This is a genomic window from Streptomyces sp. NPDC107522 (genome assembly GCF_055657525.1).
Genome location: NZ_JBVKAU010000004.1, coordinates 386,481 through 399,157, shown reverse-complemented (window position 1 = coordinate 399,157; position 12,677 = coordinate 386,481). Strand labels below are relative to the sequence as shown.

Annotated in this window: 10 protein-coding genes and 2 pseudogenes; 6 read left to right on the top strand and 6 right to left on the bottom strand. The window is 63.0% G+C overall.

Annotated elements, in window-relative coordinates; translation table 11 throughout:
* Window positions 1-32 precede the first annotated feature (32 nt).
* Both ACZ7L6_RS15835 and ACZ7L6_RS15830 read right to left on the bottom strand, forming a co-directional pair.
* Window positions 33-935 carry a hypothetical protein gene (locus tag ACZ7L6_RS15835; protein ID WP_471924083.1) on the bottom strand — a complete coding sequence of 301 codons (903 nt, stop codon included), beginning with the start codon at window positions 933-935 and terminating at the stop codon, window positions 33-35.
* Between the two features lie 122 nt (window positions 936-1,057).
* Window positions 1,058-1,420: a hypothetical protein gene (locus ACZ7L6_RS15830; protein ID WP_471924081.1), complete on the bottom strand. Its 363-nt coding sequence runs from the start codon at window positions 1,418-1,420 to the stop codon at window positions 1,058-1,060.
* Window positions 1,421-1,841: 421 nt separating this feature from the next.
* Between ACZ7L6_RS15830 and ACZ7L6_RS15825 the strand changes: the two genes are divergently transcribed.
* Both ACZ7L6_RS15825 and ACZ7L6_RS15820 read left to right on the top strand, forming a co-directional pair.
* Window positions 1,842-2,012 (top strand): hypothetical protein, encoded by a 171-nt coding sequence (locus ACZ7L6_RS15825; protein ID WP_471924079.1) that lies wholly within the window; start codon window positions 1,842-1,844, stop codon window positions 2,010-2,012.
* 89 nt (window positions 2,013-2,101) lie between these two features.
* A pseudogene (locus tag ACZ7L6_RS15820) lies at window positions 2,102-2,318 on the top strand (hypothetical protein); the annotation flags it as partial.
* A 594-nt stretch (window positions 2,319-2,912) separates the two neighbouring features.
* Here ACZ7L6_RS15820 and ACZ7L6_RS15815 read toward each other — a convergent pair.
* Window positions 2,913-3,677, bottom strand: coding sequence for an IS5 family transposase (locus ACZ7L6_RS15815; RefSeq protein WP_471924077.1), 765 nt, complete (start codon window positions 3,675-3,677; stop codon window positions 2,913-2,915).
* Between the two features lie 654 nt (window positions 3,678-4,331).
* A complete protein-coding gene (locus ACZ7L6_RS15810) occupies window positions 4,332-5,330 on the bottom strand; it encodes a pentapeptide repeat-containing protein (protein WP_471924075.1) in 999 nt (332 codons plus the stop codon).
* A gap of 270 nt (window positions 5,331-5,600) precedes the next feature.
* Here ACZ7L6_RS15810 and ACZ7L6_RS15805 point away from each other — a divergent pair.
* Window positions 5,601-6,203: pseudogene (locus tag ACZ7L6_RS15805) on the top strand (tyrosine-type recombinase/integrase); the annotation flags it as partial.
* Window positions 6,204-6,473: 270 nt separating this feature from the next.
* Here ACZ7L6_RS15805 and ACZ7L6_RS15800 read toward each other — a convergent pair.
* Together ACZ7L6_RS15800 and ACZ7L6_RS15795 are read right to left on the bottom strand one after the other, a co-directional pair.
* Entirely contained in the window at window positions 6,474-6,836 is a 363-nt protein-coding gene (locus ACZ7L6_RS15800; protein WP_471924073.1) for a hypothetical protein, read from the bottom strand.
* Window positions 6,837-7,031: 195 nt separating this feature from the next.
* Window positions 7,032-7,586 carry an SMI1/KNR4 family protein gene (locus ACZ7L6_RS15795; protein WP_471924071.1) on the bottom strand — a complete coding sequence of 185 codons (555 nt, stop codon included), beginning with the start codon at window positions 7,584-7,586 and terminating at the stop codon, window positions 7,032-7,034.
* 577 nt (window positions 7,587-8,163) lie between these two features.
* On the opposite strand from ACZ7L6_RS15795, the gene ACZ7L6_RS15790 reads away from it, so the two are divergent.
* From ACZ7L6_RS15790 to ACZ7L6_RS15780, 3 genes are all read left to right on the top strand, one after another.
* Window positions 8,164-9,213 (top strand): hypothetical protein, encoded by a 1,050-nt coding sequence (locus ACZ7L6_RS15790; protein WP_471924069.1) that lies wholly within the window; start codon window positions 8,164-8,166, stop codon window positions 9,211-9,213.
* Window positions 9,214-9,739: 526 nt separating this feature from the next.
* Window positions 9,740-10,624, top strand: a complete 885-nt coding sequence (locus tag ACZ7L6_RS15785; RefSeq protein ID WP_471924067.1) for a hypothetical protein — start codon at window positions 9,740-9,742, stop codon at window positions 10,622-10,624.
* A gap of 684 nt (window positions 10,625-11,308) precedes the next feature.
* Complete coding sequence (locus tag ACZ7L6_RS15780) at window positions 11,309-12,535, top strand: IS110 family RNA-guided transposase (RefSeq protein ID WP_471924065.1); 1,227 nt, start codon at window positions 11,309-11,311, stop codon at window positions 12,533-12,535.
* The last annotated feature ends 142 nt before the right edge of the window (window positions 12,536-12,677 follow it).

The following is a 12,677-nucleotide window of genomic DNA, read 5'->3' as shown; positions in this document are numbered from 1 at the left end:
TCGGGGATCGATACGGACACCGCGCGGCAGGCTCAGCCCTTGCCGAGAGCGTCCGCCGCCCTGCGGACCCGCTCCTCGTTGTCCTTCTTCGCCTGGGCGAGCGCTTCCGCGTTCTTCTCGAGCGTCTGCTCCTGGTAGGCGGTCTCCACCGCGAGCCAGACGCCGGCCAGGTTCGTGCTGATCTTGCAGGCCGCGTCGGCGGCCGCGACCTGACGTTCGCGTTCTGTAGCCGTCTCCGACTTGCCCCACTCCGGGTCGTTGTTGGAAGCCCATGGGTCGCTGTAGTCGTAGCCGGCCTCGCTCATACAGTCGCTCCACTTGGCGAACGCCTTCAGAACCTGGGGGTCCTGCTCGGCCCGCTCCGCGTCCTGCACGATGAGCTGCTCGACGTACATGTCGGTGGTGGTGTCTGCCTTGTCCATCGACTTCTTGCCGCTGAGCTGTGCCCGAGCCTTCAACACGCACTCACCCGCGGCCTTCTGGGCTGCTTCGGAGCTGTCCTGCCCCGCCTCCCGCCCCTTGGCACCCGGGCTGGTCTGGGGCGCGCCGTGGTAGCCGGTCCGCCGTGCCTCCGCCTCGTCGAGGATGCCGTACCTGCGGCCGTGCCGGTTGCCTTCGGCCAGAGCCGGACGTTCGGGTGCGGCCCACTGGAAGCCCTGCGCGGTCATGCATGTCACAACCAGCCGGTCCTGTGCGAGTTCGAGCTGGCGTGACTGCGCAGGAGTGAGTTCGTAGGTATCCAGGGGGAAGGACAGCTGCTGCGCGCTGGTGATGGTGCTGACCGCACCGATGGTGATGGGGTCCCGGTCTGAGCCTGCGGCGGACCCGACCGGGGCGATGTCGGCGCAGCCGGAGAGTGTGAGGGCAGCCAGCGCCAGGGCGACCGGTGAGGACCGGTGAAGGCGCGCGATGCGGGAGCGGTTTGGTGCGGCCAAGGTGGCGATCCGTTCTCAGGATGGGCGGTGCAGGGGGCGGGGTGTTCCCGGACCGATGTACGGTCCGGGAACAGGGGCGGGAGGAGGCGGCTCCCGCTCATCGGTGCGTGCTCAGGTCCCCGTCAGAAACTGCACTGGCTGTAGCCGCTGACACCGCCGTCGTTCCAGCAGTGGGAGCTGTACGCATCGTTGTACTCAACGGTGTTGAGCCGTGCGTACTCCGCCACGGTCTGACGCGAGCCGCCGTAGTAGGAGTTGACGAAGAACCGGACCTTCCAGTTCTGGTCCCAGCTGTCGATCGAGGATGTTCTGTCGTTGGTCCCCACGTCCGGGACGCCGCCGCCGGTATAGGTGTTGTTGATGTAGTTCGGGTCCGCGTACTGGTGGTCGATCCAACCGCCGTCGAGGTAAGTGTGCTGGTAGATGCACACTTCCTTGCTCTCGCATATCCCGTTGAACTGTGCGGCGTTCGCCGAAACTGTCATGCCCATGACCATCGCAGCAGCTGCCGTCGCAATGCCTGACGCGCGCAGGACATGCTTCATCGAAGCGTTCATGAAGTGGGTTTCTCCATCGGTGACGCTGCCCTGTGGGGAGGTGGCAGCCCTGGGGAACGGCAGAGGGCTCAGGGTGGAAGAAAACGTGAAGCCCTCGGCGCCACGTCGCCATGTAAGTGTGAGATAAGTGGCGCCCGTGCAAAGGTAGATGGAGGTTGATCATCTGACAAGGATTCGGCCATCGCTATTTGGCCACGTGGTGGTGGTGCGATACCAGTGCGGCTCACCATCGCCTCCTGGACGTCGGCGGCCGTCTGCTGTCCTGCCACGCCTGGAAGTCGCCCGAGGCAGCTGCCCAGTGAAGTACCTCCAAGGGGCGGTGGCTCGAAGGGTGCCGATCGTGATGAGCATGGCGCGGCTGAAACGCGTGACGTTCAGGGCCCCGCTCTCTCGGCTCGAGTTCAGGGTGGCGGGCGACCGCCGAGAACTCCCCTCCTGGCTCAGGACCGAGTACGGCCTGAGGCACCGCCATGCCAACGCGCTCCTGGACCACACGCTTGCCGAGAACCCCGTCGAGTGAACCGCGCCCTGTGCCCCGCGCGGGCACATGAGTGGCCAGGCCGAACAGTGGGAAGAAGCGCTCGCTGTCGCGGAAGGCACTGATACTGGAAGTCGACAGCCCACCGCCGCTTCTTGATCTGGCCAGAGCCGGGGTGTGGGGCCGGCTGCACGAGGTGGTGGGGCAAGCCGGGTCCCGGGATGCACCCTGTCGGACGCGAACGGACTGCCCCTGCTCGAGTCCAGCGAACGACTGGGTCGTCGCAGGTGGGTGATCGAGCGGACCATCTCATGGCTGCCGAGCTACCGAGGACTCAGTCCCTGGTATTTCTCGGACTCGCCGCCGCCATCCACGTGGTCTAGACAAGAAACAAACCCCAGGCCGCTGACCTGGGCCTTAATCATGGAGCGGGTGACGAGAATCGAACTCGCGCTCTCAGCTTGGGAAGCTCGGGTTTTTGACGCCAGTTGCTGTGCTGACCTGCGGTGGAGCGGTGTTGGAGTCCTGGTCGCACCCGGGGCGAGTTCCCGCTGTTCCCGGTGGTTCCCCGCAGAATCTGGCACGCGAATGGCATGGGGCCTTCGCCTCGTACATCTCTTGGCGGAGCTGTGCTGGGAGTGTCTGATCCTCAGCCGACGACAGTCAGCCACGATGGTGGGGCGCCGATCGATCAGGCGCGCGTGTGCATCGCTGCACCCTCACCAGTCTCAGCCACGCTGCCATGCCGTCGACCAGAGTAAGCCGCGCCGGCGGAAGCGTGGCGGTGAGACCTTGAGTGAAGACCTCTTCGTCACGAAGCAACTGGGGCGGGCGCTCGGCGTTGGGCCGGTGTGCCGCTCAACTGCTGCGGTGATCCGCAGGTGTGCATGCTTGTCCGCTACTGGCCGAGTGTGCCTGAGAGGTATTGAGCCTTTTCCATCCTCAGTCTGAGCTGGTCAGATGGAGGGTGAGGACGGCTTGAACGAGGCTGGTGATTCGGGTCGTCGAGCAGCGGAGCTTGCGTAGGAGCCGCCAGGTCTTGAGGGTGGCGATGGCTTGTTCGGCCAGGGCCCGGACCTTCGCATGGGACCGGTTGACGGCCTGCTGACCGGCGGAAAGGCTGTCCCATCGGCCGCGGTAAGGGAGGCGGACCGTGCCGCCCGCGCCCTGGTAGCCCTTGTCCGCCCAGCAGTTGATGCCGGCTTCGGCGAGGGCGTCGATGATGCCGTGTTCGCGTGCGGCCCGGACGTCGTGGATGGCTCCGGCCAGGGCTGGTGAAGCCCAGAGGAGACGTCCCTTCGGGTCGGCTATGACCTGCACGTTCATGCCGTGCTTCTTGTGTTTGCCCGAGTAGAAGGGGCGGTCGGCGGCGATCCGGTCGATCGGCAGCAGCGTCCCGTCCAGGATCAGGTACGCCTTCATGGACGCGGCCCGTACTGCTTCGGCGAGCGTTGGGGCGAGGGCGGCCAGGAGTTCGACGGCCTCGGTGACGTACCGGTAGACGGTGGTGGTACCGATCCCGAACCCCGCCGCGAGCTGGGCATAGGGCTGACCGTTGCGGAGGTGGGCGAGGGCGAGCAGGGCCTGCCGACCCGCGCTCAGGCGCCGCCATCGGGTGCCGAGAGCGCGTCGATGTTCCCTCAGCCGGGCGGTGAGGAAGCGGAGGGCAGAGCTGGACACGTCGACGCCGGACGGGTAGACAAGCATGCGAAGCCTCTGGTGGAGACGGTTCTCTTGGTCGAAAACCCATCTACCAGGGGCTTCATCCGTCTGTCAGGCCAACCGCCCAGCCGAGGCGGGAGGTTGGAAAGGGCTCATTGGCTGACCTAATTCGAGTCTGCCAGGTCAGTACGCTTGGACTGAGCCCGAGCACTTCGATGCGCCCGCCAAGTCCCCGATGAAGTGAATCATTGGAGTCTTGTTTATCTCCGACACCTCAAAGGCCTCACGAATGGGAACAATGTACGGCTTTTCGTCACCCTCTGTGCCGCTAATCGTAGCCGGACTTAGCCATTTGCCCCAAGTTGAAGGCCATTTAACCAAGTTTCCGCGCCTATTGCCCACCCAAAAGCTAACCTGGCTACTCGACCCCGTATTATTCTCGAGCCAGAAGTTGACTTCATTTATTCGGGTGCGCTCTTGATCTTTTCGGTTATATAGCACGCGCACGAAGAGCGTTTGGCCGTTCGTCGTGCACTTGCCTACTCGCTCTGTCGGCTCTGAGGGGGGCGCGTTCGAAGGAGCTGCCGTGAAAGGCGCGACCACCAACACGCCGAGGAGGAGATATATGGCACGGGGCTTCCCGTGCGCCAAGTTTTTGGCCATGGCTAGACACCACCTGCGGTGTGAGTGCATTCGAAATCAGATATCATCTACCCGTTCCTTAGCCAGTCGCAGATCTTCTACGTCAATCTCAGCATTTTTCAATTTTGTCGACGAATCCATGGTAACCTGATTTAGATCGACATTGAGTAGACTGGCCCCCCGCAGGTCGGCACCGCTGAAATCTGCACCGTTAAGGTTGGCGTCAGTGAAATCAATGTCGCGCAGGTCGGCGTTGGCTAGATCTGCTCTCGGTATTCTCGCGGGATAAATATCGGCGCCACGAAGATCTGCCTCGGACAGGTCTGCCCCGGTCAGATCAGTGTCCCTCAAATCCGTGTCCCGCATGTCTGCTTGATGCAATACCGCTTCGTTCAGATTCGCCCCAGTCATGACAGCCTTGCGCAAATCGGCAGCCTCAAGATGCGATTCCTTCAGCATCGCGCGAGATAGATCTGATTCTCCCAGGTTCGCAGACGGGAGTTTAATACCAGCCCAATCAACCGATACAAAACGCCCGTAGCTCAGCTCTGCTTCGCTTACGCTCAATGCGCCTAGCCTTGTACCCGAAAGGTCGATTATCACGCGCTTTCCATCGCCGTCTTCGCGCTTGGCGAGAACTTCGAATGATGCTTGTATGTCCGGCTTCAGGATATGACTGCCCTCGTGTTTTGCCGAAGTAGGGGAACTCTCGCGGATGTACCCAGCAAGCACGTGAACGGTGGCAGGTTGATCGCGCTCTGAATCCTCCATAATTCTCTGCAAGGCAAGAACTGCCCCAAGGCGGACCCCCATTTTGTCTGACCCAAGATTTTGCACGGCGTCATTAAACCGATCAGTTATCTGGCCCTCCCTGTTCAATTCAAGTTGCCGCTCGACTTGGTCAAGTTGCCGCTCGACTTGGCCAAGTTGCGGCAAAGCCAACATGCCGGTTACCAATGTTCCTGCAGCTCCCAAGATCGCCAGTATCCAGCCTACGATCAATGCGCCTCTGCCCTGCTGCTGGGCCGGTGGTCCGGTGTTCCCTGCTGTTGCCATAACTCCACTAAACTGCGCCAGTCGGCCATTCGCATCTTGGGCAGGGGAGCAAGGCTATCCACTACTGGTATGCATTTCAATCTCTAGTTGCCGAGCTATAGCTATTTCAACTGCTATAGAGGCGCTACGCTCCGGCTCCATTGCACAGGAACCAATTGTTTGCTGAGCCCATTCAGAAGGTCGGCGAAGCGGGTTGTGCCCGGAGCGAGGTCGAGCATCAGGGGGCCGTAGGCTGGTTGGAAGCACCCCAGCCACGAGGTATCCCTTGTGCTGGCACCGAGGTGGCTGATGCTGTTCGCGCGGCACGGGCGCTGGCCGGGCTGGAGCGGGGCGGAGACTGGAGCGAGCCGCCTTGACAACCTTCGTATCCATGTCCGCATCGCCGAGCCGGAGCGGATGAACGGGCGGCGGGTTCAGGGCGACACCAAGTCCGAGGCCGGAACCAGGACTGTGATTCTTCCCGCGTTCCTCCGCCGGGAGCTCCGCTGGCACCTGGAGAGCTATGCCGAGTCGGGCCCCGACGGGCTGCTGTTCGTCGGGGAGAAGGGCGTTCCCTTCCGGAGGAGCACCTTCGGGAGGGAATGGCGGAAGGCGCGTGAGATCGTCGGCATGCCGGAGGGGTTCCGTTTCTACGATCTCCGGCACACAGGGCACACGTTGTCGACGCGCTCCGGGGCCACGCTCAAGGACACCATGGTCCGTGCCGGGCAGTCCTCGGAGAAGGCGGCGCTGATCTACCAGCACTCCGACGACGAGCGGCAAGAGGAGGTCGCCGCCGGGCTGGACGCGACGGTCCGGAAGGCTCGTGCCGCCGCCCGTACACAGAAGGCGCCCGACCAGCTTTCTGGCACGAATCTGGCACGCGGCGACTGATCACAGCGGACAGCAAAAAGGCCCGGGTCTCTGACCTGGGCCTTAATCATGGAGCGGGTGACGAGAATCGAACTCGCGCTCTCAGCTTGGGAAGCTGCGATCGTTCCGGGCCGGTTCGGGCGCTGACCTGGGCGAACGTTGGAGGTGCGCCCCAGCCGGGTTCGGCGGCTTTCACCGTGATTCCCCGCTGTTCCCCGCCTGATCTGGTGCGCAAGTGGTGCGCCTCGGCTCCATCTTGCCCGATTCCGCCTTACGGCCGCTGGGCCGGGCTTACAGGTCCAGTCGAGACTCGCTGTCGCCTCGCCTGAGAACGACGTGCGCCGGCCGGAACGGCAGACCGCGCAGAGTCGGCTCCATGACCTTGAAGAGAGCATCGGCATCCGGTCCATAGGCGTACACGACTACTTCGCCCTCACCGAACTCGTTGCCGTCAACCTCCCCGACGTCGGCTGCCTCGGTCGCGGCCGCCATCGCCTGCAAGGCTTCGTAGACCAGCTCCCGCTGGTCGGCCTCGCCGAAACCGCCACTGGCGAGCCGGAAGTGTGCGATGACAGTGTGCTCCTCATTCCCGCTTTCAGGGGCAATGGGTGTCTCCATGGCCGACACACTCTCATCGGCGTCTGACATCGGCATCGTCCTGCTTCTTCCTCGGCGCACACCACCCAACTCGCTTTCCAACTGTGGTGGTGGGGTCCTGGGCTAGGTTCAGGGGCATTCACCTGCGTTCATGGATGGCGCGGCTCCTTGTCCCACCGGGCCTGTGGTCTCATCTGAACGGCCGTGAACCCCGATGAATGAGACGGAAACTGAGACGGGGCCCCTCCGGCCTCACGAGTTGCGACAGTCGGAGGCGGCCGATACGCGATCCGGGTAGGGGCCCTCGTGCGCCTTGCCCCGCAACCAGTCGGTGAGCCACTGCGCGAGTGATTGTCCGATCGGTGCAGGGGCATGCCGGATGCAGCACAGGTTGGGGTCCCAGTCCCACATCTGGCCGTCGGCCGTGCGGAAGTCGATCAGCGTCCACATCGCGCAGCCTCGGTCCATCAGTGGGACGATCCCCGACGGAAGGACGTCATCGGGGGCGGCGAATCCGCGGTAGGCCATAGTGATGTCTGAGCAGTCGCTGAACCAGTCGTCCGTCTCGGTCACGGACACCACTTCCCACGGTCCGAAGCCACCGTTGGCGACTTCGAGATAGATCCGCTTCAACAGATCGGGCATCGGATGCCCCACCAACCGTTCGAAGGCGGTGACGTCGTCAGCAGATGCCGGGCCGGGTAGCCCCCGGTCGGCCACATGCGTACGGACGGCCAGGACAAGCTCGTCATCAGTCACCCCAGGATTTTCAGCGACGCAGTTCCTCTTGTCGATGCCACTACTCACAGCACCGTGACATGAGCTTGGGAAGCTTGGGTTTCTTGGTGGCGGTTGCTGCGCCGACCTGCGGCGGAGTGGTGCTGGAGCCCTGGCCGCACCCGGGGCAAGTTCCCGCTGTTCCCCATGGTTCCCCGCAGGATCTGGCACGCGAATGGCACGGTCCCTTCCGATTGAACATCCCTTGGCGGAGTGGGGCCCCGGGGTGCCTGAACCTCAGCCGACGACAGTTAGCCACAATGAAGGGTCAGCCGACCGTGCAGGCGCGCGTATGCCTCGCTGTGCCCCCGCCGGCCTGAGCCACGCTGTCGGCCGTCGACCCGAGCAAGTCTCGACGGCTGAGGCGCATGGGTAGGGCGCCCGGCACCCTATTGGGCCAGGCCGACTGCTGTGGCGCTGCTTTTTGCCGTACCGCTGGCCCTGTGTGGAAATGGTTTATGGTGTGGGGCCTCTGACCTGGAGCTTCGCCGCTGGCGGCGGAGGCTCGTCTGTCACTGTCTGTCGTCGCTGGTTAGCATCGCGGACCCTCGGACGGCCCAGAGACGCACAGGTGGAGATGATCACGACAGGCGGCAGGAGCGCCGGGATGCCCAACGCCCGGCAGCTCGCCGCCCCCTGCGGCCACCGCCGAGGCCAGGCGATTGATATGCAGTTGCCACCTGGGATGCCTGCGCCGATAAACTCAAGGATCAGCTATTTGATCATTGGAGGGGTTATGAGTGATACGAATGATGAATGGCTCCCCTTCTCGGCCCGCCGCTCAGAAGCCGGTCGTCAGGAGTTCGTCCGCCTCTCCGATGGAGTACCCAGCTGGCTACGCGAGTCGCTCTGGACGTGGCTTTCTGAACAGATGCACAGGAGGGCGCTCGGCAGCAACCATAAGTGGTACGTGACTCCGGATGAATCCAAAATTAGAAGAGCTGAGAGAATTCTCAAGATTTCATCCGGCTGGACGTCGCTGGGAGATTCACATCCCGACAGGGTAAGTGGCCTCTCAAAGTTCAGAACCGCTCTCTACTCAAATCCGGAAGCATTTCTTGGCGCCGTAGACCTCGCCCTCTCTCAACTCGACCCGAATGCACCGCCGTGTGCTGCGTTGGAAAAGATCCTGGAAGAAGGTGCTTCCGCCTGGCGCGTGGGCCTCGTCAGCGACAGACCTGGCCTTGTTGAGCGCATTGATGCGACGGTACAACTGGCAGCCGAGACGACCGGAGCACTTGAACCAAGAGCGGGAAGGTTGCTTGCCGATGCATGGAAGCATGCCTTTTCCATGAGCCGGGACCCTTCTGCCGCTTATCGGTGCGCTGTTCGGGCAGTGGAAGCGGCAGCAGCCCCGGTCATCTCACCCAACGACAGCATCCCCACTCTCGGAAAAATGATCTCCGCATTCAGGAGCAAGCCAGAGAAGTGGGATTTCTCCTTCAAGGTCGACTCCGCTGCCAACCCCAAGGATGTCCTTTTGGGAATGCTCCAGATCCTCTGGACAAACGAGTATTCCCGGCACGTCGATCCGGACATTCAAGCCCCTCTGCACGTATCGCAAAAGGAAGCCGAAAGCGCGATCGTCCTTGCCGTTACGCTGGTCAACTGGTTCATCTCTGGATCGGTTTCTAGAAACCTGACACAGGGCACGTAAAGTCGGCGGAGTCTCAATGACTCAGCCCAGCACTGCTGCCCGGGTCCTGGAGTACCAGTTTGTACGACCGAGTCGAGTGGGGGGTTGTCCATCGGTTGAGAGCGACGCCCCGTGCCACCCTTGCAATCAGCCCCTCGATGCGAACTACGGGCGGGGCGGTCGCTGAGTTTTTATGTCAGCCCTCCGGGCTTAGGCATGGCCCTCCCCTGTGTCGCAGATCATCTCCGGGCGCCCAGGCCAGAGCGAGGTGGGGTGGTCACCTTGGCTGCCGTCTGTCAGCGTTGGTCGACCTCGGACGGCCCAGGCACGGCCCAGGCGGCTCGGGGGGTGGTAGCCGCTACTGCATGACAGCCGGTGTGATGGACGGTGAGACGAGCAGGCCAGCGGTCACCGCCTGCTCGATCGGGTCACTGTGCGACGACGGTTTACAGGCCGTGCGCCAACGGCGGCCGCGGCCTCACTGATCAGAACCCTTCCCAGGAAGGACGCAGCGCCTGACCGATTACGCTGCGGGAGCTTCAGAAAATTGCAGTTTCTGACCCGGAGAACAACAACACACGGTAGGTTCCGGGGTGACGAAGCACCACATGTTCTCCCGGGGGCCATGATGAAAACGGCAACGTCTGTCGTGCAGATAATTTTTTGGCTAGCCACTTCAACCGTTGCAGCACTCGGATACATGAATGCGCGAAAGACCATCTTCCAACCCCTCCGCACCGAAATATTCAAAAAGCAGATAGAGGCACTCTCATCCGCTCTCGAGCTCTTCGTAGGAAAGGGTGAAGAGGAGCTAGCCGAGGACTTCGACATGCGATTCGGCGTGCAAGCCAATATTTACCAAATGTACGACGCCTACTTGAAATACGCCTTCAATCGTAAGAGGTCGGACGACAAGTTGGAGTATCGTCCTGAACTGTGCCCCTCAGCCTGGGTTCATGAGGACTACTTGAAGCTAGATCTTGAAGACAAGGTAGAGGCAACCGACGAGAACGGCACACGAAAGGAGGAGGCAATCGAAGAGGGCAAATCCTGGAAATTCAGGGCTGGCGTGATCGCTGTCCCTAGGAAATACAGTGAACGTGAAGCCGAGTTCCGAGCCGTACTGGATAACCCGGTACTGCCGGTTGTGGTTGCCGATCTGATTGAACAGTACCTGGAGACCGCGCGCAGTTATTTGGGGGCAGTGGGCCCAGTCCTGGAGGAATGCTCCACCGAGATGCCGGATCGGTACCCCACCCTGGAAGACATTCTCCGCGCCAGACTTGGATGGATAGATAACCGCCTAGTTGAGTATAGGCGCAATAACGATATATTGCTTAGCGACTCGGCCGCTGCGGTAGTGCATGAAATTCGCACCTACTTTGACTCCGATAACCTCCTACCGCAGGGGAAGTCGCGAAAGCGAAAGTAGAGGTCGGCGGTGCGGCTTTGGGCTGGAGCTGCTTTGGGGCGAGTGATCTTGGCCCCGTAAGCTGATGGCGAGTCGGGCAGTCTGTGGACCTGCCCGTTAAAGCACGACGTTGGGGCCAAGATCTTAGAGGCTCGCCCCAAAGTGGCTGCCTAATCCCTTGTTATGGATGTCCCGCTGGGGTTGTTGCCGCGGGATGTTCGAGTGCCGGACCGTGACATCTTGTCGCTGCCGGGCAGACTATGCCTCGCTTTAGACAGCATGTGCGGTGCCGGTGCTCATGGTGGGGTGGTCACGCGGGCTCCGGATGGACGCCTGAGTTCACGCTGGCCGGATGCACGTCTTCCCGAAGAGTGGCGGCGTCCGGCGCCCTCGTGACCATCGCCACCGCGGCGGGTTGCTGCCCTGGTGGAACGCCTGACGTTCGGCGTCACCTTCGTCAACAACCCGCCTCTTGATCACTCGTTGGTGTTGGTGGTGCGAGCCCGTCGCACGGTGACTCCTTAGCTATGCCCGAGCCGTCGGAGCTCCGGCGCAGACCGGAGCCGGTGGGATGCGCTGGTGCCACGAACGGCTGGTGAGGTGGAGGCACTTCCGCAGGGCGGTTGATGCCTGGGATTAGGTCGCTCGCGTGGCCCGCATGTGCTCGTGACCAGTGCAAATACCGAAACGTCAGGGAGGGAAGTCTTGATCTACTGTGGAATCGACTGGGCTGAGCAAGCCCACGACGTTGCCCTGATCGACGACGCCGGCACGCTGATGGCCAAGCGGCACATCACTGACGATGCGGCCGGCTACGAGATTCTCTTGGAGCTGCTCGCCGAGTACGGGGACACCGCGGAGAACCCGATCCCGGTGGCAATCGAGACGTCGCGCGGCCTTTTGGTCGCAGTGCTGCGGGCCGGCAAGCGGCAGGTGTTCGCGATCAACCCGATGGCCGCTGCCCGTTACCGTGATCGCCACTCTGTCTCGCGCAAGAAGTCCGACCCAGGCGACGCCCTGGTCCTGGCCAACATCCTGCGCACCGACATGCACGCTCACCGGCCGCTGCCGGGAGACTCTGACCTTGGCCGCGCCATCGCCGTCCTGGCCCGCGCCCAGCAGGACTCCTTATGGAACCGGCAGCAGCTCGCCAACCAGCTCCGCTCACTGCTCCGCGAGTACTACCCATCCGCCTTGGACGCCTTCGCGACCTGGGCCAATGGCCTGTGCCGGCCCGAGGCCCGCGAACTCCTCAAGGCCGCACCGACCCCCACCAAGGCCGCGCGGCTGACCCGCGCCCAGCTCCGGGCCGCACTCAAACGCGCCGGCCGCAAGCGCGGCATCGAGGCGGAGGCCGACCGCCTCCGCGAGGTATTCCGCGCCGACCGGGCCCACCAGCCACTGCTCGTCGAGGACGCACTCGGCAGGCAGATGCTCGCTCTTGTCCTCCAGCTGGAGGCCGCCTGCACCGCCGCTGACGACCTCGCCGAGGCGGTGGAAGAGGCTTTCCCGCAGCATCCGGACGCTGAGATCCTGCTGAGTTTCCCTGGACTCGGCGTCCAGCTCGGCGCCCGGATTCTGGCTGAAATCGGGGACGACCGCGCTCGCTTCGCTGACGCCCGAGGCCTGAAGGCATACGCCGGTTCCTCACCCATCACCAGAGCCTCTGGCAAGAAGACGTCCATCTCCCGGCGGTGGGTGAAGAACGACCGCCTCAACCACGCTGGATACTTGTGGGCCTTCGCCTCCCTACGGGCGTCCGCCGGGGCGAACGCCCACTACCGCCGCCGACGCGAGCACGGCGACTGGCACGCTGCCGCCCAGAGAAACCTGTTCAACCGCATGATCGGCCAGCTCTTCCACTGCCTCCAGCACCACGAGCTGTTCGACGAGAACACCGCATTCCCCACTGAACTGGCCGCCGCAGCTTGACGCCTTGGCATCGTGAGGTGTCTAAAGCCGTGGAGCCGACCGCCCCAGCCACAGAGGGCGTCTCTTCCACTCCATGCCCGGAGCTGCCGAGCGCGCCGCCTGGCGCGGCCAGCCGGGGCGGAGACAGGAGGCAGGCCGCGCC

Excerpts from the sequence above, each read along its gene's own strand:
- ACZ7L6_RS15790 (WP_471924069.1), top strand. The coding sequence starts at position 8,164 with ATGCCCAACGCCCGGCAGCTCGCCGCCCCCTGCGGCCACCGCCGAGGC.
- ACZ7L6_RS15830 (WP_471924081.1), bottom strand. The coding sequence starts at position 1,420 with ATGACAGTTTCGGCGAACGCCGCACAGTTCAACGGGATATGCGAGAGC.
- ACZ7L6_RS15810 (WP_471924075.1), bottom strand. The coding sequence starts at position 5,330 with ATGGCAACAGCAGGGAACACCGGACCACCGGCCCAGCAGCAGGGCAGA.
- ACZ7L6_RS15815 (WP_471924077.1), bottom strand. The coding sequence starts at position 3,677 with ATGCTTGTCTACCCGTCCGGCGTCGACGTGTCCAGCTCTGCCCTCCGC.
- ACZ7L6_RS15825 (WP_471924079.1), top strand. The coding sequence starts at position 1,842 with ATGGCGCGGCTGAAACGCGTGACGTTCAGGGCCCCGCTCTCTCGGCTC.
- ACZ7L6_RS15800 (WP_471924073.1), bottom strand. The coding sequence starts at position 6,836 with ATGCCGATGTCAGACGCCGATGAGAGTGTGTCGGCCATGGAGACACCC.